The organism is Candidatus Binatia bacterium, assembly GCA_029243485.1.
Taxonomy (GTDB): domain Bacteria; phylum Desulfobacterota; class Binatia; order UBA12015; family UBA12015; genus VGTG01.
This window is the reverse complement of sequence record JAQWRY010000052.1, coordinates 24,616-47,846: the sequence shown is the minus strand read 5'-3', so window position 1 is coordinate 47,846 and position 23,231 is coordinate 24,616. Positions and strand designations below refer to the sequence as shown.

Here is a 23,231-nt window from a genome sequence, read left to right as displayed (position 1 = left end):
CATTCCGGCCATCGGGCACTGCACTAGAGTTGCAGGCTCCGGGTCGCGGCGCCGTCGACGAGGAGGTGCGCGCCGGACACGAAGCTCGCGCGCTCGCTCGCGATGAAGGCCACGACGTCGGCGATCTCCTCGGGGCGCCCGAGTCGACCCATCGGGTTCTCGCGGAGGATAGATTTGTAGAGCTTGGGGTCCTCGGTTTCAGCGCGTCCCCAGACGCCGCCTTCGAACTTGATATCGCCCGGCGAGACGACGTTCGCACGGATGCCTCGGCCGGCGAGTTCGAGCGCGAGCGATTTGACCATGCTCACCGTCGCCGCCTTGACGGCCGCGTAGGACTGCAGAAAGGGGATTCCGACCGACGCGGCTCGTGAGGCGATGCAGATCAGGTTCGCACCGGCGTTTGCCTCCATGTGGTCGAGCGACGTGCGGAGCAACGACTGCGCTCCCATGATGTCGACCTCGACGCAGCGGCGAAAGTCGGTGTTCATGGCGCTCACGTTGGAGACCACGATGTCGAGGCCGCCGAGCCGTTCGGCCGCCCAGTTCGCGAACTCGGCCGGCTCGTCGGGTTTCCCCATGTGGGCGGCGCGATGATGGATCTCGCCGAGGGCCGCCATCTCTTCCGCTGCGGCCGAAAGGACGTCTTCCTTCCGTGCGCAGATCGCGACCCGAGCGCCTTCGCGCAAGAACCGTTCGGTGATGGCGCGGCCGATTCCCTTACTGCCGCCGGTGACGATGACGCGTTTTCCCTCGAGCTCGAGATCCATAATCAGATCGTATACCGACCCCGGCGGTCGCCGACCATGGTAGTTGCTGCATGCGTGGGTTACTTCGAGAGCCGAGGAGGGACGTCATGTCGAACCGAGTCCAGCTGAGCCGCCCCCGCGAGGGAGTGGCATTGATTGAGATGAACACCGCCGACATCGGCGGATTCGTTTCCTGGGAGGCCGTGAACGGCCTCGCCGACGCACTTCAGGAAGCGCGCGAAAGCGGGGTGCGCGTCTCGGTTCTGTCTTCCGCATTCGCCGGGCATTGGTTCGAGCACGCCTGGCTCCGCGACATCTGCGACATGATCACGAAAAAGCCGACGAGTGGTCCGGCGGAAGGATGGTTCCGAACGCTCAGCGAACTGGCGGCCCCCGAGGTCGTGACCATCGCGGCCGTATCCGGCTCGTGCGCCGGCGGTGGGGCCGAACTCGGCTGGGCGTGCGACCTCCGCGTGGCGGAAGAGCAAGCAACGTTCAGCCAACCCGAGGTCCTGCTCGGGTTGACCACGGGGATCGGCGGGACGAGTCGGCTGATGCGTCTCGTCGGGCGAACGGTCGCGGCCGAGATGGTACTCGACGGTGCGCCGATGCCGGCACGCCGCATCTACGAGCTCGGCGGCGTGAACCGCGTGGTGCCCGAGGGGGGTGCGGTGAAGGCGGCTCTCGACTGGGCCGAACGGCTGGCCGGTCGTCCGGCGGCGGCCCTCGCCGCCCTGAAGCGAATTCTGAACGACAACGACGACAAGCCTCTGACCGAAGCGCTGCGCAACGAGCAGGTCGAGTTTCAAAAGATCGCATCGACGCCGGACGCCATCGCTCTCATGGAACGCACGCAAGCGCGGTTCGACGCGGGCGAATCGATTCGGGAGGTCTACGGACCCGCCCGAGAGGAGGACTGATCGTGGCGGACCTCTTACGTTGGCAGGTCGGGGACGTTCGAATCACGCGCGTCCAGGAGTTCGAGGCACCGGGGATCGGATTTCTGCTTCCGGATGCGACCCGTGAGAATCTCGCGCAGATCGACTGGCTCACGCCGTATCTCGATGCGCGTGGTGAGGCGGTGGGGAGCGTTCATTCCCTGATTCTCGAAGTCGGGGAGCGTCGCATCGTCGTCGACACGTGTGTCGGCAACGACAAGGCGCGCCTGCCGTTCAAGATGTGGCACATGCGCCAAGGGCCGTTCCTCGCGGACTTCGAAGCCGCCGGCTTTCCGCTGGACCAGATCGACACGGTGGTTTGCACGCATCTCCACACCGACCACGTCGGCTGGAACACGCGCCTCGACGGCGATCGGTGGGTGCCGACGTTCACGAACGCGCGGACTCTCATGACGCGCCGGGAATGGGAGCATTGGTCGAAGACCGACATCGACCAGATGCAGGTGACGGTCGGGGATTCCTTGCAGCCGCTGTTCGACGCCGATCTCGTCGACCTGGTCGACATGGAGCACGAGGTCGCCGAGGGCATCCGGTTCGAGCCAACGCCCGGACACAGCCCCGGTCACGTGTCGGTGCGGATCCACTCGCGCGGCGAAGATGCCGTCATCACGGGCGATCTCGTCCACCATCCGGTCCAGTTCGCGCGGCCGAAGTGGAAGAACGCGGCGGACAGCGATCCCACGCTTGCCGAGACGACCCGCCTCGACTTCATGGCACGGTACGCGGATACGCCGACGCTCGTGATCGGAACTCACTTTTCGGGCGCCACGGCGGGACGGCTCGTTCGCGACGGGGACGTCTGCCGGCTCGACGACGGTGCTGCCTGAGTTCCGTTGCGGAGGCCAAGGACCTTCCCGTCTATCCGCTCTCGATGCACGGCGACTATTGGAATCGGCTCGGCTGGAACGACCCGTTCAGCGATCGACAGTTCTCGGAACGCCAGCAGAGCTATGCGCCCGACGAGGTGAGGCGATGGGTCGCTCTCACCCGGCGTGCCTCCGGAAACCACGTGCCGCGCGGGGAGAACGAAGGGCGTGATCTGCAGCACGCGCGCGTGCGGGTGACTGCCTTCGTGCGGGATCCGAGCACAATGAAGGTGATCGGTGCCGCGAGGACATCGGCCGGCTGAGCGGCGTCGCACCCGGAGGGTCGGTCGCCCGGGGTGCGCTCTGGTTCGAGTTGCGATACTCGGAGCGCATGAACATCAAAGCCGTCTTTCATCTGGCCGTGAATTGTACGGACTTCACCCGGTCCCGCGCGTTCTACGAGGCGCTCGGCTTCCAGGTCGTCTGGGAGGTCCCCGAGGAGGGCACGGACGAGATCGCGGCCGCCTGCGGCCTCACCGAGTACAAGATCCGCGGCGCGCTCATGGCGCTCCCGGGCGAATCGACGCTCATCGACCTGCTCGAGTGGCAGGCGCCGCGCGACCACACGCCGCCGTATCCGGACATCGCACGGCTCGGGATCGCGCGAATTGCGCTCCACTCCACGGATCTCGAAGCGGATATGGCGGAGCTGAAGAAGATGGACGTCGAGTTCATCGGCCCGCCCGCAACGGTCGCCGCGCTCGGAGCCGCGGGGACGCGTTTCGTCTGTTTCAAGGACCCTGACGGGACGATCCTGGAGCTCGTGGAAGTGCTGGAGGGCTAGCCTCGAGGCTTCATGCGCCGCGCAGGATCGCCTCGCAAAGGACGTCGAGCTGGGAGCGGGCCAGTCGCGGCTTCACGAGGCCGTACCGTGCCTGCTTCGCCATCCCGGACAGAGTCGCGAACAGCATGACGCGCGGACCAGCGCGCGGACGTGCCCTTCGAGCCCCTGCTCGATCTCCAGTGGCATCAGGACGACGAACTCGGGGGTCATCCCGTGATGTGACCGCTCATGCAGGTGGGGGTCCAACTCGATCACGCGAACGCTGAGAACAGAGAGCTATACGTGCTCGCTCGTTCGCATCGTCACTCTAATCATCCGATGGCGTGGGGCGAAGATGAGGCCCAGCCCATCGTTCGCATCGAGACGGAACCGGGTGACGTAACGGTCCACTACGGCGACATCTTCCGCACGACGCCGAGATCTGGGAGGCAGACGACTCGCAGAAGGCACTACCGTCGGCGAACGAGCGAAAGGGCTGAGTAGGGACGCTCAGAACGAGTATGCGATCTCCACTCCATAGGTGCGTGGGGCTTCGTAGTACCGAACGGCGTATCCGAAGCTGCTAGCGACAGGAGATACGATGTCCGTGTAGGCGACGTCGAGGAGGTTCTTGCCCCACAGCGCTACCTGCGCTCGATCGTCCATGAACTCATACGAGAGCCGCGCATGCAGTAGGTTGTAGCCGCGCTGGTTCGCGGGGGCGAGTTCGGGGCCGAGTGCGTGGAATTCAGTCTGGTAGAACCACTCGAGTCGCGGGGTGAGCCAACCGCCCATCGGGCCCTCGATAGGGACGGCGAACGAGTACTGTGCGGCGATGTGGGATTGAAGCTTCGGCGCGTTGTTGAACGACTCTCCCGCCCGTGAGAGCGGGTTTCCGGTGACGGCGCTGAACGACAGGAACTCATCGTACTCGGTGTAGAGCAGTCCGACCGATCCGTTGATCTGCAGACCGTCGAACGGCAGGGTCAGGATCTCGATCTCCGCGCCCTTCTGGGTTGCCTTGGCCGCATTCTCGGTGACCTGGTCGATGTCGATGATGCCGTCGCCGTCGATATCGCCCGCTTCGCGCTGCGTGGTCACCTGAATGTCGGTGTAGTTTCCGTAGAAGAGAGAGACGTTCAGGGTTGCGCGCTGCTCGAGTCCGACGGTCTTGAAGCCGATCTCAAACGAGTTCAAGAATTCCGGTTGGAACTGCTCCAGCGATTCGAGGATCGGGTTGATCACCCCGTTGAAGCCGCCGCCCCGAAACCCGCGGGAGTACGTGAAGTACGTCATCAGGTGATCGAGATTCGCGGCGTCGAGCCAGGAGTCGGGTGCGAACGCCGCCACGCTGGCCATCGGTGTCCACGCAGAGAAAATCACGGAGTCGGAGATGTCGACGGTGGGAACGGTCGCTCCCGGCGTTAGGTTCTTGGCGGCCAGGCCCTTCTTTTCCTCGGTATACCGCACCCCGCCCGTGATGCTGAGCCAGTCCGTTGCGTCGATGGTTGCCTGCGTGTAGAGCGCCCAGTTCCAGTTGTCGATGGTGCGAATGTTCTCGACGACGAGACTCGTTGGGACGACCGCGAGGACCTGGGAATCGAGACCCTTCTCCCAGAAGGCGAAGTAGCCGCTCACGAAGTGGAGGCGATCGTCCCAGGCGTCGGCGTTGATCTGTAGTTCGGTGCTGATCTGCTGCTGGAACCCAGGCGTGCCGTCGCTCGGGTTGTCGCCACCGACGCTCGAACGCCACAAGGCGTTCGCGCTGGTCTGATCGACGTCGACGCGAAGCCGCGGGATCTGCTGGCGCCAAGACGTGATGGACTTTACGACGACGTTCTCGGCCGGTCCCACGTCGCCGACATCGTAGGTGGCGGTGCCCCACATGCCGTAGCTCTCTACGTCGGCGATCTGGGCAATGTTCGAGGAATTCTCGAAGGGCCGAGTCGCTTCGCAGGCCTTCTTCAGCCCGGGGACGAGCCCTCCGAGAGCGGTGTCCTGTACGTAGACGCAGTCGCCGCCGCGCCCGGCGTTGTGGTCGCGCGACCACGTGCCGGAGAGATCGATCACCAGATCCTCGACGGGCAGGAGTCGGATCGTTCCAAGGAAGGTCAGCGAGTTCCGGTTGCTGTACTTCACGTCCTGGAAGGTGTTCGTGTTGTATCCGGCGCTGTTCGTGGACGACATTGCAAAGCGGCCGAGGACCGTGCCGGGCACGATCGGCAGGTTGACCATCGCTTGGGTGAACAGCCCACCGAAGTTGCTGGGACGCACGAGCGCGAATCCCTCGATCTCGTCCTTCGGCTTCACGGTCGTGATGTTGATCGCCCCGCCGACGGTATTCTTGCCGAACAAAGTTCCCTGGGGGCCACGGAGTACCTCGATCTGCTCGATGTTGACGACATCGACGAGGGTGCCGATCGTCCGGGGTAGGAAGACGCCGTCGATGTAGATCCCGACCCCGGGATCGAAGGCGATCGCAGCCGACTGGGGCGTGCCCACGCCGCGAATCACGATGTTCGCGGACATCCCCTCCGTACCGGCTTGGAATTTTAGATTCGGGACCAGAGTCTGGATGTCGTCGAGTCGAGTGACGCCCGCCTGCCGCAGGGTGTTCTCGCTGAGTGCGGTGACCGAGACGGGCGTGTCCTCGAGCAACTCGGCACGTTTTCGCGCCTGCACGACGATCTCTTCGATGACTCCGGCCTGGCTGCGCGAAATCCCGCGGGCCGAGCCGGACTCTTGAATGGCCTCTGCCTGCGCTTGCTGGGCGTCGGTTTCTCCGGTGACTCCGCCCACCGCACCCGCTTCCTCGATGTTCTCGACGTAGCCGCTTGGGCCTGGAGGTGGCTGTGCGCCCACCTGTGGGACCACGGTCAGGAGCGTGATAGCGACAATCAGGGCGGTGGATCTCATGGAGTGGACCTCCGGTTGAGAGAGTTCGCCGATTACACAGCGAGGAGGGCCTGCAGGTCAAGCCGATCTCGGTACGTGGCATCGTGCGCTTCGTTCGCGGTCAAGGCTCCCGGTCGAGATGGGAGATCACGCACATGCGTACGGCGGTGCGAGCGCGTTCTTTAGGTTCGTCCGGGTCCGAGGGACGGGCGTAGGTCGGGCAGTCGGGAGAACAGAACGAGGAGACTAAGGCTCAGTGTGATCCCGACGCCGAAGAACAGCAAAAAGTGATCGACGTTCATCCCGGGCACGGGCCCGCTGTTCTTGAGAGCGAGTCCCCAGAGCATCGGAGCGAGGCCCGCCAAGAGTCCGAGCGCCGCTGTGAAGACGGCGATGGTGATTGGACGGTCCTTCTCCGGAGAGAGCTCGGGGAGGTACGTCGCGTGCGTGACGTTCGTCATGGCTACGCCCATCCCGAAGATGAAGTAGGCGACGCCGAGCCACGGCACGAGACCGTCGACCCCGTTGAGAAGAGCGAGCCAGAAGAGATCGACCACCGCGACCATGGCCACGGCGATCTGGAAGAAGCGTCGAAGGGGTACGTGGTCGATCTGGTGACGGATGCTCGCGGTTCCGAAGATCTGACCTCCGAACTGAGCCGCCGTGAACAGCAGGATTTCGCTCGAAGGGAGGCCTCGGACGGTCTTCAGATAGTAGACGGTGAAGGCCACGAGTGAAGACGTGACGAAGGACCCCGTCAGCATCAGCAGCAGATAGTGACGGAAGCGTCCGGGCGACATGCACAGTTCGAGGGCGTGGCCCGCCATCGCCCGCAGCGGCAAAGCCGCAGGCGCGGGCGCCGAGGGAAGCCGACTGAGGTTCCAAACCGCGAGCACGGCGCCCATCGCGGCGGCGAGGTAGACGATGCCGAACGCCGTGCGGGCCGAGAGACTCGCGAACAAGGCGGCGCAGGTGAGCAAGGTGCCGACGCCCACGACGCTCGTGATCGCCTGATCGGTCGCGAAGAACTTTCCCCGCAACTCCAAAGGAAGAATTGCTGCCATCCAGGGGAGATGCGCCGCGGTTCCGAACGCGCGGCACACGCAGAAGCCGAAGACGCTGGTGACTAAGAGAGCGGGCATCCACGGTTGCGGCGCGTCGAATTCGACCCACACGAGGCCCAGCGGAATGACAAGGAAGACGGTCCGGACGAGCCAGGCGAGGACCATCTGTCGCTTGAACCCCAAGGACGGGAGCGCGGCGGTCGCGACGATCTGGATCGGAAGGAGAAGGAACACGAACGAGGAGGCGAGCCCGACCTGAAACGCGCTGGCGCCGAGGTGCTGTGCGAGCAGCACCATGGGTGTGCCGAGCGAGATCATCCAGGTGACGCCGTTGAATCCGCCGAACCAGAAGCCGGGACGAAAGGGGCGCAGCGACGGTACGACGTTCTCGCGCGGCTCGGTCGCCGGGGGGGTGCCTGGGGAGACGAGTGGCGTCGTGGTCACTCGAAGAGGCTAGCGCTCGGTCGGTGCCATCGCGACCGGTGCGTCACCACACACGTGAAACTCGGGCGCGCTTGCTGCGAGATTCACCCCCGTCTAGTGTGGCTTTCATCCCATGATTCGAGGCGCCACGAAGAAGCCCGGTTCCAAGAAGCGATCGACCGCCCGGCCTCGTCGCTCGGGGCTGCTGGAGATTGCCGTGGAGGAGCTGGGGACACGGATCACCCGCGGCGATTACGACGAGGGAGTCCCCCTGCCGATCGAGAGCGCGCTTTGCGAAGAGCTCGATGTCGGCCGGAACGTCGTGCGCGAAGCTGTCAAGGTGTTGGCCGGCAAGAGTCTCCTACGAACGGGGCCGCGAGTCGGGACGCGTGTGCGCCCGCGGTCCGATTGGAATCTACTCGACCCGGACGTCATCGCCTGGACCGCGCGCTCGCCGAAGTCGTTCGAGCCGATGCTGCGGGATCTCACCGAGGTCCGCCGCCTCTTCGAACCGGCGGCGGCGGAGTTCGCCGCGTCCCGGGCGACCCGGCGCGAGGCCGCCGATCTTCTGGCGGCCGTCGAGGGTATGGAGGACAGCGTCGAGGATCCCCAGAAGTCGCTCGAGGCGGACCTCGAATTCCACCGGGTTCTGCTCACCTCCGCTCACAACAGCGTTCTCGGGTCCTTCCAGAATGTGATTTCGGCGCTTCTGCGCGCGGACTTCGAGATCGCGATGCGTCGGCCTGGCGCGTACGCGGCGTCCATCGGGCAGCATCGCGAGATTGCCGAGGCCATAGCGGATCGGGCTGCGCCGCGCGCGCGCCGCGCCGCTGAGAAGTTGATTGATGAAAATTGGCAGGACGTCGAGAACGTCCTCTCTACCAAGGCAAAGGGGGGGCGCACTCGAGCCCGCGCGCGCCCCCGGCGGAAGTAGCGCGCCGCCGCTCTCTCAGTGCGACTCGCGCGGCACCTCGGCCCCGCTCTTTCCGACGAGGAAGTCGAAGTCGACCCCGCGATCGGCCTGCATGACGTGGTCGTAAAAGAGGCGTGCGTAGCCGCGTTCGCTGCGGGTCGGCGGTGGCTCCCAGTTCGCCCGGCGCTGCGCCAATTCCTCGTCCGCCACATCGAGGTGGAGTCGTCGGCCGGCCACGTCGAGCTCGACGAAGTCGCCGTTCTGGACCAGGGCGAGTGTTCCGCCGGCAGCGGCTTCGGGCGCGGCATGAAGGACGACCGTGCCGTAGGCTGTTCCGCTCATCCGCGCATCGGAGATCCGGACCATGTCCTTCACGCCGCGTTCGAGCAGCTTCTTCGGGAGGGACATGTTGCCGACTTCGGGAAAGCCCGGGTATTTCTTCGGTCCGCAGTTCTTCAAGAGGAGGATGTCGTCTGGCTCGACGTCGAGGTCGGGAGAATCGATGCGCGCTTTGTAGCGCGTCGATGTTTTCGAAGACGACGGCGCGGCCGCGGTGCTGCATCAGTTCCGGTGTGGCGGCGGAAGGTTTGAGGACCGCACCGTTCGGGCACAGGTTGCCGCGCAGGACTTCAGCGGTGATCGCTTCAGCAACGTCTCCCGGCTCCAGACGTTCTTGTCCGTCTAGTAATCGTTCCCCATCGAGACCGGTGTGGAAGGGATGGACGGATGGCTCACGCCGCGTCTGGACTGGTCGTATCAGAGCCTGATCGAGTACGCGGGTGAGCAAGTGCTGCTGCAACAGCGCGGTGTGAACCTCCTAAACGCGCGCCTCTCGTACGGGTTCTTCGACGATCATGCGCAGGTTGCGCTCTGGGCCCGGAACCTGATTGGTGAAGAGTACTTCAACTCGGTTCAGCCGTTGGACTCGGTCTTCGGTGCATCGACTCGTTACTACGCACCGCCGCGCACCTTCGGTGGTGAACTCAGCTACCGCTTCTAAGGAATCCCATGGAAAGACGTGACTTCCTCGCAGGTCTCACGGCCCTGTTCGGGGGTGCTGTTGCTGCGCCCTGTGTTTCGTTTCTGAGTCGGGCCGACGCCGCTGTCGGCAACGCTTCGTCGCCCCTCTTTACGCCGGAGCAGAAGGAGACCGTCGCAACCGCGACGGAGCTCATCCTCCCCACGACCGACACGCCGGGTGCGCGTGACGCGGGCGTGGCCGACTTTATCGAGATGATGCTGGTCGATTGGTACTACGACGACGAGCGGGCGGAGTTCATGGCGGGGCTGGCGCGAATCGACGTCGTCGCGAACGAGCGGACGGGCAAGACGTTCGTCGAGTCGCCCGAGGCGGACCAGGTCGAGGTGTTGAAGCAGCTCGAGAAAGAAGGTCAGGCGGAGATGGCGGCCAAGGGCATCAATCCCCTCGTCGCATTCCAGAAGAAGGCGCCGGCTCCGGCATTCTTCCCGGCGCTGAAACAGTTGACGATCGTCGGCTACTACACCTCTAAGATCGGCGGCACGCAGGAGTTGGAGTTCAACCCGACCCCAGGACGGTTCGACGCCTGCGTCGCGGCGGGAGCTAATGGCCGCGTTTGGGTCGTAGGGTTCTGATCGTGGACGCCAAGTTCGATGCCGTCGTAATTGGTTCGGGTGTGACGGGCGGCTGGGCCGCGAAAGAGCTCACGGAGCGTGGGCTCACCGTTCTCATGCTCGAGCGCGGGCGCCCGATCGAGCACAGTCGGGACTACACGGGCGAGCACGAGAATCCCTGGGAGGAGAAGTTCCGAGGACAGGGGGATCGCAAGAAGTTCGAGTCGGACTATCCGATGGCGAGCGCGAACTATTCGTTTAAGGAAGGCAATGTTCACTTCTGGACGAACGAGAAGGAGAACCCGTATGTCTCGGACCCGGAGCGGCCGTTCCACTGGTATCGCGGGGGCGGGCTAGGCGGGCGCTCTCTCCTTTGGGGCCGCCAAGTCTATCGCTGGAGTGATCTCGACTTCGAAGCGAACGCCAAGGACGGGCACGGTGTCGACTGGCCGATCCGCTACGCCGACGTCGAGCCCTGGTACGACCACGTCGAGAAGTTCATCGGTGTGAGCGGTCAGGCCGAGGGGCTGCCACACCTTCCCGACGGGCAGTTCCAGAAGCCGATGGAGCTGAACTGCGTCGAGGCGCACGCGCGAGAGAAGATCGCCGAGAAGTTCCCAGGTCGTGTTCTGACGATCGGGCGGACGGCGGTTCTGACCGAGCCTCTGAACGGCCGCGCGGCCTGCCACTACTGCGGCCCCTGCCACATGGGCTGCTCGACGGGCTCGTACTTCAGCACGCAGAGTTCGACGTTGCCTGCCGCCGAGGCGACGGGGCGCCTCACGGTTCGGACCGACACGGTCGTCGAAGGAATCGACTACGACCCGGCCGCGAAACGCGCGACCGGGGTCCGAGTGATCGACGCGAAGACGGGAGAGAAGGAGACGATCTCCGCACGCGTCATCTTCGTGTGCGCCTCGACGATCGGTTCGACGCAGGTCCTGCTTAACTCCAAGTCTGAGCAGATGCCCAACGGTCTCGCGAACTCGAGTGGTGTTCTCGGTAAGTATCTGATGGACCACCACCTCGGGTTGTCTGCCATCGGCATCATGCCAGGCTTCGATCAGAAGGAAACGTTTGGGAATCGTCCGAACGGCGTGTACGTCGCTCGTTTCAAGAACCTGGGCGATGACGCATCGAAGGCGCCGTTCCTTCGCGGGTACGGGTACCAGGGCCGCGCAATGCGCACGGGTTGGTCGATGGGCAACATGACCCCCGGGTTCGGCAAGGATCTGAAGAACGCGCTGCGCAAGCCGGGCCCCTGGATGTTCGCACTCTCGGGCTTCGGCGAATGTCTGCCGGATGAGAACAATCAGGTCACGCTGGACGGGTCCAAGGTGGACCGGTTCGGGATTCCGCAGGTGAAGGTGAGCTTTGCCTTCGACGAAAATGCGAAGAAGATGCGCGAGGACGCGGCGACGGAAGCCGCCGCGATGATCCAGGCGAGTGGCGGCGCCGTTCTCATGAAAATGGCGGACATGAGTCCGGGTGGCGACGGCATCCATGAGATGGGGACCGCGCGCATGGGGCGGGATCCCAAGACGTCTGTTCTCAATGCGCATAACCAGGCGCATGACGTGCCGAATCTCTTCGTGACCGACGGATCGGGTATGACGTCCTCGGCCTGCCAGAACCCGTCCCTGACCTATATGGCTTTGACGGCAAGAGCTTGTGCGTACGCGACCGACGAGATGAAGTCCGGCGCGATCTAGGGAGCCCACGAATGAAATACGGAATGAACCTCCTGCTCTGGACGGATGATCCGGCTGACGAGCAGTTCCTGCCGCTGTACGGTCGCCTTCGCGAGATGGGATTCGATGGGCTGGAGCTCCCGATCTTCGGTGGTGAGCCGGAACAGTTCGCCCGTCTCGGGCGCCATTTGGATGATCTCGGGTTCGAGCGGACGGTCACCGCCGTCCGAAACGCGGAGGATGATCCGATCAGTCCGGACCCGGCCGTCAGGCGCGCCGCCCTCGATGCGACGAAGAAGACGATCGATTGCGCGGACGCCGCCGGAGCCAAGCTCATCGGCGGACCGCTCTACGCCGCGATCGGCCAGTTCAGCGGCAGTCCGCCGACTGCTGAGGAGTGGAAGCGCAGCGTCGAGTGCATGCGGGCATCCGCGGAGTACGCGGCCGAGGCCGGGATCACGCTCGTCTTCGAGTTCCTGAACCGCTTCGAGATCTATCTTCTGAACTGCGCCGAGGATACGGCGCGCTTCGTCCGTGACATCGATCACCCGAGCGTGGGTGTCCACTACGATACGTTCCACGCGAACATCGAGGAGAAGGACGTCCGCAAAGCGATCACTGGAGCCGCTCGTGAGATCCGTCACGTACACATCTCCGAGAACGATCGCGGAACGCCGGGCCAAGGACAGGTCCGCTGGGCGGAGACCTTCGATGCGCTGAAGGAGATCGACTACGACGGGTGGATGGTGATCGAGTCGTTCGGCCAGGCGTTGCCCGGGATCGCGGCGGCGACCAAGATCTGGCGGCGGATGTTCGAGAGCGAGGAGCAGGTCGCCCGCGACGGCCTCGCGTTCATACGTAGTGAGTGGGAAAAGCGCACCGCCTGAACCCCCCATTGTTCGAGCTGTCGATGCACGTATCTTCATAGGATTGGTATCGCGTGGAATCCGGATCCTCGCGGATGAGGACCCGCACGCCGGCGCCTAAGGAGCGCTCTCCTTTACCTGGTTCCTGGCTCGGTCTACGGTGGAGTCGATGGAGCAAGGTGCTGTCGGCACAGTGTTGTCGTATGAGGTCGACGCCGGGGATCGTTTGACGCGCATCGATGGCAGCTGGGATGAGTTCGCGCGAGAGAACGAGAGGCCAAAGCTGAAGGCTGCATCGGTCCTCGGGACGTGACTGTGGGACCACATCGCCGGCGATGAGGCGTGCCAGCTGTATCAGGGCCTGTTCCGGCGAGTCCGCCAGACGCAGTCTCCCGCCGTCATCCCGTTTCGATGCGATGGACCCATGGTGCGGCGCTTTATGGAACTCAGGATTCGTCCAGTCCCCGATTGGTCCCTGGCCATCGACTCCGTGACGTTGCGGGAGGAGCCGCTCCCCGCGCTCGAACTCTTCGAGAGGTTCCCGCTCTCGCAGCTCTCGCACGGGATCTGTCCCAAGTGCCTCGAGGCGATGCGGCATTAGTGCCGCGCCGTCATTTCGACTCGAGCTTGGCCTTTTGGTCCGTCCAGTCCGCGCGCATGCTCTGGAAGTGCGCTGGGTTGTAGATGTCCTCCTCGAAGGAGAACTTCATGTTGCCGGCGTACTTCAGTAGCGTGAAGTTGTACGCTTGGTGGAGGCTTCCGTCGCCGGGGTCGACCATGCGGTTCCAGACCTGGCATACGATCCAGCCGCGCTCCTCGTCGATGATGTGCCACTCGACTGGGAAGAACTGCATGACGCGGTTCTCCGGCTTCGACATCAGAGGTTGGATCCATTCGTAGATCGCCTCTCGTCCGCCGAGGGTTCCGTACGCGTGCTCGATGTAGGTCGCGTCCTCGGTGAACAGGTCGGCCCACGGACGCCAGTCACCGGACGTGCCGGCGACCAGGGCGGTCTTCTGGAAGTTGTCGAATGCGTCTTCGAGCTCGTTTCGTGACCAACGTCCCACGGGGGTGTCTCCTTCGGGTTCGGGGTGATGGGTGGGGAATGCGTCGTAGGGGCTACGGCGCGGCAGGATGCTCGATGTCTCCGGCGTCGCACGCGGCGGGAGCGCTGAGGGGGTTGCAGCGCCCCGGCGTCCCGCCCGGGATCTCGACGAAGTAGCCGGTGCCGAAGTCGAGGTTGGCGACCGGGTAGTCGCTACTGACGAGCTGCGCGCCACTTTCGATCGCTGCGTCACGTTTCGTCGTATCTCCGGTCCGTGCCTCCTCGGTGTCGCCGTCGGCGCGGGTTCGCACGATGAAGCCCATGCCGACGAGCTCCTGGATCCGGTCGAAGGAGCCGATTGGGTCGTTCAACTTCACGAAGGCGGCTTCGTCCTCCCCGGGCTCGGCGCTCACGAAGAGCACGCGTCCGCGCAGGGACGGGTGGCCGTCGACGTAGGCTTCCTTCACGCCGCCTCCGTTGTCGAGGGCGAAAAGGACTCGCCCCCGCGAATCACCGAGCGTCGGCCAGCCGTCCTGAAGAATTGCCTGCTCGAGCGTTGCGTGGTCTCCGCGAACCTCGTCCGGTGTGATGACGTGTCCGGGTTCGAAGACGCTCCAGATCTCGTCGTCGATCACACCGAGTTGCGCTCCGTCGAACGGGATCGGAATCACGGTGTCGAATGGTGCGTCGATGGTATCGTCCTTGGCCTCGATCAGGATCGTCAGCGGCGCGTGTGTAGGGTTGGCTTCGGACCAGCGCCGGATCGTCTCGAGGCCCTGCACGAACGTCCAGAACGTGCTCTCGAAGTCGAGGTCCTGCACGTGCAGGACCTTCAGGCCCGGGGCGTCGAGATCGGGGACGCCGGAGGCACCGTCGCCGGTCAGGAGTTCTGTTGCGCCGCGGCTGGCGTAGAGCCCGCCGTCGGGGTCCGCGAAGACGTCGATCTCGATCTGCCGGATGCCCTGCTCGCTGAACTGCTGGTCGAGCGGGAGATGCGTGTACTCCCACGCGGCGGCCAGCGGGGGGACGAGCGCTTCGATCGCCGCGAAGAGGTCGGGCTTCGGTTGGATGTGGTAGCTGTTGTGCGATCCGAGCACCTGGATGTGGTTCAGCCGGAGGGCTCCGTCGCGCGGATAGTCGGCCGGTTTGTCGCTTCCCGTCGAAGCCGAGTCGCCGCATCCTACGAGGAGCGCGAGCCCGCCAAGGCACGCAAGACGAGAGGCTCTGAGGCCCGGCCGCAAACCCTTGATTCGCATGTCGGCGAACAGATCATGTCTGATCCAAGGGTGCGAGAGGCTACCGAGGCCGCGGTTTTCGCACAGCACTCGCGCAGCCATGAATCCCACGAGCCGCTGCGCCGTGTGCTATCCTTGCATGGTGAGTTTGTCCTTCACGCCAAATGTGTCCCGTCGCGGGGTACTTCAGTTGGGCGCCGTGGCCGCCGCACAATTGATACTCCCGGCGGGCTGTACTCGGAAGCCAGCCGAGGCAAAGCCGCAGAATATCGTTCTGGTCATCACCGACGATCAAAGCTGGGATTCGATCGGCTACGCGAGCGGCGGGCGGGTGAAGAGTCCGGAACTCGATGGTCTCGCGGCCTCCGGCACCACCTTCGATGCGGCGTACTGCAATTCGATGCCGTGCGTTCCGTCCCGCGCGTCCCTGACGACGGGCGTGCACCATCATCGTTGGCCTCAGCAGCGTCGAACGGACAAGGTCGTCGCGATCCGGCCGGGGGCCTGGACGTGGGCGCACGCGCTCCGCGCGGCCGGCTACTCGACCGCTCTGGTCGGCAAGATGCACTACATGCCCCGTCAGGCACCTCACGGCTTCGACTACATGGCGTTGTGCGAGCATTGGCCGGCCAGCTTTCGCGATAAGGTGATCCTTCGCCTCGATGGTTGGCGGCGCTCGTTGTCGGAGAGCGCTCTGTACGAGCCGATGGCGGCGAGTTCCCGGAAGCGAGGCGGCTTCTCTGCGAAGCCGTGGGCCTTCGCGCCCGAGCATCACCGGATCTCGTGGGTACGAGACCGCGCGATCGAGTTTCTCGATGAATCACGTGCGACGGAGCGTCCCTTCGCGCTCACCGTCTCATTCTCGGCGCCCCACAGCCCGTACGACCCTGCGCCCGAATTCGCGGCCCTTTACGATCCGAAGGACGTGGAAGTCCCGACCGACGGGTGGGCGGACATGGTGGGAATTCCGGAGTCGGTGCGAAACGTGCCCGCGATCTTCACACGCGACAAGGTCCCGACGAAGAAGATCCGCGAGATGCTCGCGTCCTATCGTGCACTCGTGTCTCAGGTCGATGCCGCCGTCGGCGCGATCGCGAAGCACGTGGATCCCGCGGACACGCTGGTCGTATTCTGTTCCGACCACGGCGACTACCTCGGGAAGCGCGGCCAGCTGCTGAAGGACCCGGGCATTCCGTTTGACGACGTCGCGCAGGTGCCGATGTTCGCCTACGGCGCCGGTGTGCCGGAGGGGAGGATGTTCACGGAGCCCGTATCGCTCGTTGATCTTGCGCCGACCTTCCTCACAGCCGCCGGCCTCGAGCCTCCGGCGCATTTGGACGGCATCGCACTGCAGGATCGGTTCGCGGGCGCCGAGATGCCGGCGGATCGGCCGGTCTACTGTTTCGGCCGAGCCGGGTTCGACATGATCCGCGTCGGCGAACTCAAGTACTTCCGATCGCACGATGGGTCCGTCGAGATGCTCTTCGACGTTGACCAAGACCCCCGCGAGCTTCGAAATATCGCCCAGGATCCAGCCCAGCAGACCGCACGCGCGGAACTGGCCGCGCGCCTGGCCGCGGTTCTCGAACGTGCTCCGGAGCAGGCCCCGGGCTTCGGCAGGCACTCGGTTCGCTTGGCCTGAATCGGCGCCGGGGGTTACTCTCCGCCGCCGGGAACCGGGACCGTCTCCGTGTCGCGACCGGAGCGTAGGACCGTGCCGGGGGCGGCACCCGTGAACTCGCGCCCGCGAACGATCTCGACGCCGTTCACGAATACGTGCTCGATCCCGTCGGCGTCGGCGTACAGGCGGGCGGCGCCGGTCGGGAGATCGTTCCGGGTGTAGATCGGCCCCGGGCCGACCCGGGTCTCATCGAATACGACGATGTCGGCATGCCATCCTTCTTCGAGGCGTCCACGCTCGGAGATTCCGTACAAGCGGGCGGGAAGATCTGTGAGTTGCCGAATCGCCTCTTCCAGCGCGATGAGCCCCCTCTCGCGGACGCCGCCTTTCAGAAGAGCCGTCGTGCCGGCGAACGTATCGATCATGTCGAGATGGGCCCCGGCATCCGTGGCGCCGATGATCGTTCGGTCGTCGCGCCACGCGTCTGCGCGCAGCTTCCAGCTCTCTTCGTCGTCGCCCGAGCTAGGCGGCATGAACGAGGTGCGTAGGTCGTCGGCGAGGGCGATGTCGAGCATCGTATCGAAGGGTGTCTTGCCGAGTTCCTCGGCGGCCTCACCGACAGTTCGCCCTTGATAGGCGGCGTTCTCCGGCGCGAACGTTTCATCGAGTCGGAAGTTGGCCCAGTTCGCGAAGAAACGGAACACGCCTGCTTCCTCTGAATGCGCTTGCCGATCGAGCCTCTCGCGCACGACGGGGTCGGCGAAGGCCTTCTTGCGCTCGCTCAGGGGCAGGCCAATCACGTCGGACCATCCGGGGAGCGCGTCGAAGATGAACCCCGACACGAGGTTCAGTCGAAGAGTCATCGTCTGCGGAAGGGTCAGCGCGATGACGGTGCCGCCGCGTTCGCGCGCGTAGTCGGATGCGGACAGCTGGCTCTCGGTCATCTCACGGTTGAGCGCGGTGACACCGAGCACGTTCCAGTTGAGCGGCCGATTCGCGGCGAGGGACATCGCGGTCATCAGGTCTTTATGTTCATCCTCGAAGTTTCCGATGGTGGGCAGGAACTCGAGAGTGGTACCGGCGTGGTCGCGTACGGCTGCCGCGAGGGCGACGATTTCACGGCGCGATGCGGAGCGGGACGGCACCGGCTTTCCGTCTCCGTCGTTGTGGGTCGGTGCGGCGGAAGACGAGAAGCCGAGTCCGCCTCCATCGAGGGATTCGTGCAGGAGCTTCACCATCTCGGCGATCTGCTCCTCGGAAGCCTCGTTGCCGACCGCGTCTTCGCCCATCACGACGCGCCGCAGGGCGGAGTGGCCCACGAGGAATCCGGCGTTGACGGCGATCTTGCCGTCGAGTCGGCCCAGGTAGTCGGAGAACGTCGTCCAATCCCAGGGGACGCCTTCTTTCAGCGCCTCGAGCGGCATGCCCTCTACGCGAGCGAGCATCTTCATCAGGTACTCGCCCGCCTCGGGTACGAGGGGGGCGACGCTGAACCCGCAGTTCCCGCCGACGATCGTCGTCACACCGTGGAACGAGGAGGGAGACACGCTCGGATCCCAGAAGACCTGCGCGTCGTAGTGGGTGTGGATGTCGACGAATCCGGGCGCGACGATCTTCCCCGTTGCATCGATCACCTGGTCCGCCGCCGTGGGGTCGAGGTCCCCAATGGCGGCGATGCGGCCGTCTTTCACACCCACGCCGGCCTTACGCCGAGGCGCTCCGGTGCCGTCGATGACGTCGCCACCTTGAAGGATCAGATCGAATTCAGCCATGGCTTCCCCCTTGTCCTGCGAGGACGGAGGTACGCCGCGGATGCTCCGTCCGTCAAGTCCTGCCCCTGCGGCCACCTTCGGCGCCCCCACCTATTCGTGGGTGATGACGCGCTGCATGCCGCGATAGTGCACGAAAAGGTCGTGGGCCTGATCGCCCGTGACGCGCGCCCGGAGCTGCTCGAGCATGGCCTCGGTGACGTCGATGATCGTGAGCTTCAGAGCTTCTTCGATCGAGTACCAGCCGAGGTCCAGGAGCTCGCCATTGCCCTTCAATCGGCCGGTTGAGGTCTCCACGCGCGCACGCAGGAAGCGCGCGTGGTAGCGGATAGGGTTTCCCCAAGGGGTGATCGCGCGACCGATGTAGTCGAGGCCGGAGAGGTCGGGACGGATCGACTCTCCCGCCCGCTTGCCGAAGACCAAGCCCGTCTCTTCGTAGGTCTCGCGCAGAGCTGCGACGGCGAGCGCTCGCGCCCGCTTCGGGGTCGCACGGCGCTCCAGCCGGCGCGCCACCGACTTGGGCAGATTCCGTTCGGACGGGAGCGAGGTATCGGTTCCATCGACACGACCGCCGGGGAAGACGTGGACGTTCGGCATGAAGCGGTCGTTCGGCGGTCGCCGGCCGAGTAGAACTTTGGTCTTCGGGCCGTCCCCGCGGGTGACCACGAGGCTTGCCGCGTCGCGCGGTCTCACCATTGATGGTTTGTAGCGGAGCGCTGCGGCAACGCGAAAGCCGTCGTTAGTGAGGCGCCGTGGCGACCACTGTCAGCGATCCGGAAGGAACGTACATCCGGCGCGCCGCGCCACCCACCGCACGGAGTCCTTTGCTGGCGAGCCGCCCGCTGCGGGGATGCCCGCGCAGCGCGCGGGAGGCGAGGAAGTCCAATCGCGCGTACTGTCCCGCCGGCTCGATCCGTTGGACGTGAAACCCGGCATCCTCGAGCGCGCGACGAAGGGTTCGCTCCGAATAGAGCACGACGTGCTCGGGAAACTTGAGAGAGACCCAGTTGCGTCCCTGTGCTTTCTGGAGCCAACTCCCGACGTCGGGCGTCGTGGCGAGGAACGCGCCTCCCGGCCGGAGGAGAGTCCGAACCCGTTCCAGTGCTCGCTTGGGATCGGGCAGATGCTCGAGGCAATCCTGCATGCTGACCACGTCGAAGTAGTTGGCCGGCAGGTCCGAGGCGTCGAACGACCCGATGATGGCGCGATGGTCGGCTGCGATGTGTTCGGCGGCGCCACCGTTCATCTCGAGCGCCCACCGTTCGTGGAAGAGGCCGCGCCCCGCGTCGGCGAGGTAACCGAAGCCGGCGCCTACATCGAGAAGCCGTCCGGCCCCGGTGTGCGCGGCGACGAGGCGCAGCCGATGTCGGAAGGTCGCACGGAAGTCTTCGGCCATGGCTTCGTAGTCGGCGTATCCGGCTTGCAGTGAGGAGTCGCTCTCGAAGTACTCGCTGCCGTAGAGCTTGGCGAGCGTTGCCGGAGTCGGCATCGGGTTCAGGTACCAGAGGTGGCACTGCGCGCACTCGACCATGCGGAAACCGTGGTTGGCCGCGCGTGGGGCAAAGTCTTCGGCTTTGCAGAGCGGGCACGGCTGCGGTGCCGCGGCGCCCGACATCTCCTCGTACGCGCCCCGAACGAAGTTACGCCGCACCCGAAATACCTCGGTCGCCATTTTGAAGCTGTCCGCGAAGAGACGGATCCGCGAATCATCGTTGTGGGTGAGCTTCACGGGGAAGCGCTCCACCCGATGTCCATTGGCGACGGCCGCCGCGAGGATCTCGAAGTCGAATCCGAAGCCGTCGATCGTTCGCATCGCGAAGAGCTGCTGGGCGACGTCGCGACGGAACGCCTTCAGGCCGCATTGTGAGTCTCGAAACGGCAGCCCTAGGACCGCCCACGTGAGGAAGGAGAACGCCTGTCCCGAGATGTGTCGAAGCGTGCCGTAGCCGCGATTGATGTGGGAGTCGTCGAGGTCGCGGGAGCCGATGGCCACGTCCGTCGTCCCATCGCGAAGCGCCTCCATCATCGGAACGAGCGCACTCAGGTCGTACGGGGAGTCGGCATCGGTGAAGGCAACGATCGGATGGCGCGCCTCGCGGATCCCGTACGAGACGGCGGCGCCTTTCCCGCGATTGGGTTCGAGCCGGAGCGTGCGGACGGGGACGGGCCCCTCGAACCTGCGAGCCGCTTCGCTCGTATCGTCCTCGCTGCCATCGTCGACGACGAGGATCTCGGCTTCAGTCGTGAGCGCGGCGATCGCCTCACTCGTTTTTGCGAGCGTTTGCGGAAGGCGCTGGCTCTCGTTGTACGCGGGGACAACGAGGGAGAGGCATGGCTTCATCTCAGGCACGCCAAACGAAGCGGAGCTGCGAGACCGACAGATCGCTCTTGCGGGAGCGGATCGTGTTCTCCTCGATCTCGAGAAGCCCGTCCTTGTGGGGGGTGAGATCGTCGAGCTTCTCGCGAAACTCGCGGTCCAGTTCGGCGATCTGCTCGTCGACGGCTTCGACCTCGGCCTCGGCGCGACCGATGTCGCCGCGCTCGCGAACAGTCCGGCTGATGCCTTTCGCCGCCGTCGATGCCCTGCGGGCGGTGCCGAGCCCGCCCATCTTTCGACCGAAGACCGCACCGAGGAGCGTCGACCCCCACGAGATCACAGTTTCCATCCGGCGGTTCTCGTATTGCTCTCGTTCGCGATCGACGCGCGCGAGAAATCGCCGCTTGCGGTCTACCAAACGCCCTAGCTTCGGAGCGTAGCGTTTCTCGATCGCGGCGCGTTCCTTGTCGCGAAGCTCTCGACGCTTGTGGGCGAGGCGTCCGCGGAACTCGCCTTCGCTCTCTCCGGGGCGCGAGTACGCCTTCAGTTTCTTGCAGTGCAAAATGGTGAGCGGACGCTCTTTGTAGATGTGCGATGCGAGCATCTTGGACCAACGGGCGTACGATTTCGGGTTGGAGACGGCCGCCGGTGGCTCCTGGAACTCTGCGTCGTCGACTGGCCCCGGCGCGAACGAAAGCCCGGCTGCCGTGAGTTCTTCGGTCTCGTCGCTCCACGGCGAACCGCGGCGTCCGTTGATGAGGGGTGTGTAGAGCCGAGTTGTCTCCCAGTGATCGACGTCACCGCGGCTGCGAACGTAGTGGACGCTGACTTCGGCGACGAGCCCTGGCTCGTACAGGGCGCCGGCCTCCGGGGGTTCGCCGGGCGAAGCAAAGAAGGCCTCTCCGGCTTCGGCGGGAAGCAGCGGGCGCTGTGGTCGAGAGTTTTTTTTCGTAGCACGCTTCGCCGGCCCGGCCTTCCGCGTCGTGGTTTCGCCGGCGACCGGGGCGGCGCCCACGTCCGGAGACTCCGAGAGCTTCCGGATCTCGTCGCGCTGCAGGGGCCCGCGGAGGTAGGACAGCGCCCAGCGTGTCTCGAACAAGGCGGGCCCGTCTTCGTGCACGTTGTTCATCAGGAACATGCGCTTCCCCAGCCCGGACAGAAGCTCGTCGACGCGCTTGCGGTCGAAGCCCGTCTGCGAGGCGCCCTCGAGCCCTTCGAGAACACGTGCTTTGTCGCGCTCGGTTTGGAGCCGCCCAAGGAACCACGTGCCGCAGTTCGAGAGCCCCTTGTAATCGATGTCGACCGGATTCTGCGTTGCGAGCACGACGCCGAGGCCGTAGGCGCGGGCCTGCTTCAGGAGCGTCAGCATCAACGGCTTCGCCGGCGGATTCCCGAGGGGCGGGAAGTACCCGAAGATTTCGTCCATGAAGAGCAGCGCGCGCAGGCTGCCGGTGCCCTCTTGCGACCGCATCCACGAGACGACTTCCCCGAGCAGAAGCGTCACGAAGAACATGCGCTCGCGCTCGGAGAGGTGTGCGATCGACAACACGCTCAGACGCGGTTTTCCTTCCGCGGTGTAGAGGAGCTTCCCCACGTCGAGCGGCTCGCCTTCCATCCAACTCGCAAAGCCGGGGGAGGCGAGGAGGTTGTTCAGGGTCGTTGCGAGGGCAAAGCGATCTTTCGCCGGGAAGTACGACTCGAGATCGATCACGCCAACGCGCTCGAACGGCGGGTTCTGCAGAGTTCGGATCAACGAACCGAGGTCGAGGTCTTCTCCTTTCTCCCAGCAATCGCTCAAGATCCGCGCGATTACGATGTGCTCACGGCTCTGAACCGGATCGGCGTCGATCCCGAGGAGCGTGAGGAGGCTGGACGTCATTCCGACGACGCGGTCGCGGAGAGCGTCGGGATCGTTTCGGACGGCTTCGGACGGCGCGTCGAGCGTTCCGAGCACCCGCAGCGGCCGCCCGACCCGGCTGCCCGGGGTGTAGATCGCGGTTTCGACGGCGGACTTGAAGCGGCCGACGCGGGCGCCGTCCTGGCCGGACTCCGCGAGTCCCTTTTTCCAGAGGTCTGCGGTCCAGGTCGCCTGCTCGTCGGGGGATCGCTCGTTGCGGGCGGCTTCCGATTCGTCGATCCACGGCCGGAAGTCCGCGGGTCGCAGTTCGGGGAAGGTGAGCAGGAGGTTGCCGAGATCTCCCTTGGGGTCGATTGCGATCGCCGGGATTCCGTCGATCGCGGCTTCTTCGAGCAGCGTGACGCAGAGGCCCGTTTTCCCGCTGCCCGTCATGCCCACGCAGAAGGCGTGCGTCGTCAGGTCCTTCGAGTTGTACAGGAAGGGCTCGGGCGACGAGGCCCCGATGTCAGGGGATACAGGCGTGCCTAAGTAGAAGACGCCTAGCTTCTCGAAGGTCGAGGCCTCGATCATTGCGCAAGCATGGCATGGGGCGGTTCGGCAGTCGAAG

Annotated in this window: 20 protein-coding genes and 2 pseudogenes; 12 read left to right on the top strand and 10 right to left on the bottom strand. The window is 65.0% G+C overall.

The window, feature by feature from the left end:
* Window positions 1-23: 23 nt before the first annotated feature.
* Window positions 24-767: an SDR family NAD(P)-dependent oxidoreductase gene (locus tag P8R42_14260; GenBank protein MDG2305775.1), complete on the bottom strand. Its 744-nt coding sequence runs from the start codon at window positions 765-767 to the stop codon at window positions 24-26.
* An 86-nt stretch (window positions 768-853) separates the two neighbouring features.
* On the opposite strand from P8R42_14260, the gene P8R42_14255 reads away from it, so the two are divergent.
* The 4 genes and pseudogenes from P8R42_14255 to P8R42_14240 all read left to right on the top strand — a co-directional run bounded on the left by P8R42_14255 (window position 854) and on the right by P8R42_14240 (window position 3,355).
* The gene (locus P8R42_14255; GenBank protein ID MDG2305774.1) at window positions 854-1,666 is read left to right on the top strand and encodes an enoyl-CoA hydratase/isomerase family protein; all 813 of its coding nucleotides are present in this window, start codon (window positions 854-856) and stop codon (window positions 1,664-1,666) included.
* A 2-nt stretch (window positions 1,667-1,668) separates the two neighbouring features.
* Complete coding sequence (locus tag P8R42_14250; protein MDG2305773.1) at window positions 1,669-2,532, top strand: MBL fold metallo-hydrolase; 864 nt, start codon at window positions 1,669-1,671, stop codon at window positions 2,530-2,532.
* Window positions 2,533-2,552: 20 nt separating this feature from the next.
* Window positions 2,553-2,657: pseudogene (locus tag P8R42_14245) on the top strand (DUF1223 domain-containing protein).
* A 245-nt stretch (window positions 2,658-2,902) separates the two neighbouring features.
* On the top strand, window positions 2,903-3,355 hold the full coding sequence (locus P8R42_14240) for a VOC family protein (protein ID MDG2305772.1): 453 nt from the start codon (window positions 2,903-2,905) through the stop codon (window positions 3,353-3,355).
* Between the two features lie 489 nt (window positions 3,356-3,844).
* Here P8R42_14240 and P8R42_14235 read toward each other — a convergent pair whose 3' ends face one another.
* Window positions 3,845-6,250 carry a TonB-dependent receptor gene (locus P8R42_14235; protein ID MDG2305771.1) on the bottom strand — a complete coding sequence of 802 codons (2,406 nt, stop codon included), beginning with the start codon at window positions 6,248-6,250 and terminating at the stop codon, window positions 3,845-3,847.
* Between the two features lie 161 nt (window positions 6,251-6,411).
* Complete coding sequence (locus tag P8R42_14230) at window positions 6,412-7,737, bottom strand: hypothetical protein (protein MDG2305770.1); 1,326 nt, start codon at window positions 7,735-7,737, stop codon at window positions 6,412-6,414.
* 112 nt (window positions 7,738-7,849) lie between these two features.
* On the opposite strand from P8R42_14230, the gene P8R42_14225 reads away from it, so the two are divergent.
* Window positions 7,850-8,650, top strand: a complete 801-nt coding sequence (locus P8R42_14225) for an FCD domain-containing protein (protein MDG2305769.1) — start codon at window positions 7,850-7,852, stop codon at window positions 8,648-8,650.
* Between the two features lie 15 nt (window positions 8,651-8,665).
* Here the strand turns inward: P8R42_14225 and P8R42_14220 are convergent.
* Window positions 8,666-9,257 (bottom strand): annotated as a pseudogene (locus P8R42_14220) (dihydroxy-acid dehydratase).
* 90 nt (window positions 9,258-9,347) lie between these two features.
* On the opposite strand from P8R42_14220, the gene P8R42_14215 reads away from it, so the two are divergent.
* The 6 genes from P8R42_14215 (at window position 9,348) to P8R42_14190 (ending at window position 13,380) form a co-directional block, all read left to right on the top strand.
* Window positions 9,348-9,629 (top strand): TonB-dependent receptor, encoded by a 282-nt coding sequence (locus P8R42_14215; GenBank protein ID MDG2305768.1) that lies wholly within the window; start codon window positions 9,348-9,350, stop codon window positions 9,627-9,629.
* Window positions 9,630-9,637: 8 nt separating this feature from the next.
* Window positions 9,638-10,243: a gluconate 2-dehydrogenase subunit 3 family protein gene (locus P8R42_14210; protein MDG2305767.1), complete on the top strand. Its 606-nt coding sequence runs from the start codon at window positions 9,638-9,640 to the stop codon at window positions 10,241-10,243.
* A gap of 2 nt (window positions 10,244-10,245) precedes the next feature.
* A complete protein-coding gene (locus tag P8R42_14205; GenBank protein MDG2305766.1) occupies window positions 10,246-11,934 on the top strand; it encodes a GMC family oxidoreductase in 1,689 nt (562 codons plus the stop codon).
* Window positions 11,935-11,945: 11 nt separating this feature from the next.
* A complete protein-coding gene (locus tag P8R42_14200; GenBank protein ID MDG2305765.1) occupies window positions 11,946-12,800 on the top strand; it encodes a sugar phosphate isomerase/epimerase in 855 nt (284 codons plus the stop codon).
* 148 nt (window positions 12,801-12,948) lie between these two features.
* Complete coding sequence (locus P8R42_14195; GenBank protein ID MDG2305764.1) at window positions 12,949-13,092, top strand: hypothetical protein; 144 nt, start codon at window positions 12,949-12,951, stop codon at window positions 13,090-13,092.
* 111 nt (window positions 13,093-13,203) lie between these two features.
* Window positions 13,204-13,380, top strand: a complete 177-nt coding sequence (locus tag P8R42_14190) for a hypothetical protein (protein MDG2305763.1) — start codon at window positions 13,204-13,206, stop codon at window positions 13,378-13,380.
* A gap of 10 nt (window positions 13,381-13,390) precedes the next feature.
* Here the strand turns inward: P8R42_14190 and P8R42_14185 are convergent, their stop codons facing one another.
* Both P8R42_14185 and P8R42_14180 read right to left on the bottom strand, forming a co-directional pair.
* Window positions 13,391-13,846, bottom strand: a complete 456-nt coding sequence (locus tag P8R42_14185; GenBank protein ID MDG2305762.1) for a nuclear transport factor 2 family protein — start codon at window positions 13,844-13,846, stop codon at window positions 13,391-13,393.
* A gap of 52 nt (window positions 13,847-13,898) precedes the next feature.
* Window positions 13,899-15,080, bottom strand: coding sequence for a phosphatidylinositol-specific phospholipase C1-like protein (locus tag P8R42_14180; protein ID MDG2305761.1), 1,182 nt, complete (start codon window positions 15,078-15,080; stop codon window positions 13,899-13,901).
* Window positions 15,081-15,258: 178 nt separating this feature from the next.
* On the opposite strand from P8R42_14180, the gene P8R42_14175 reads away from it, so the two are divergent.
* Window positions 15,259-16,701 (top strand): sulfatase-like hydrolase/transferase, encoded by a 1,443-nt coding sequence (locus tag P8R42_14175; GenBank protein ID MDG2305760.1) that lies wholly within the window; start codon window positions 15,259-15,261, stop codon window positions 16,699-16,701.
* Between the two features lie 14 nt (window positions 16,702-16,715).
* Here the strand turns inward: P8R42_14175 and P8R42_14170 are convergent, their stop codons facing one another.
* The 4 genes from P8R42_14170 to P8R42_14155 form a co-directional block, all read right to left on the bottom strand.
* Entirely contained in the window at window positions 16,716-18,452 is a 1,737-nt protein-coding gene (locus P8R42_14170; protein MDG2305759.1) for an amidohydrolase family protein, read from the bottom strand.
* Between the two features lie 90 nt (window positions 18,453-18,542).
* Window positions 18,543-19,145, bottom strand: a complete 603-nt coding sequence (locus tag P8R42_14165; GenBank protein MDG2305758.1) for an NUDIX hydrolase — start codon at window positions 19,143-19,145, stop codon at window positions 18,543-18,545.
* Window positions 19,146-19,188: 43 nt separating this feature from the next.
* Window positions 19,189-20,790, bottom strand: a complete 1,602-nt coding sequence (locus P8R42_14160) for a bifunctional glycosyltransferase/class I SAM-dependent methyltransferase (GenBank protein MDG2305757.1) — start codon at window positions 20,788-20,790, stop codon at window positions 19,189-19,191.
* A gap of 1 nt (window position 20,791) precedes the next feature.
* Window positions 20,792-23,194, bottom strand: a complete 2,403-nt coding sequence (locus P8R42_14155) for an ATP-binding protein (GenBank protein ID MDG2305756.1) — start codon at window positions 23,192-23,194, stop codon at window positions 20,792-20,794.
* Window positions 23,195-23,231 lie beyond the last annotated feature (37 nt).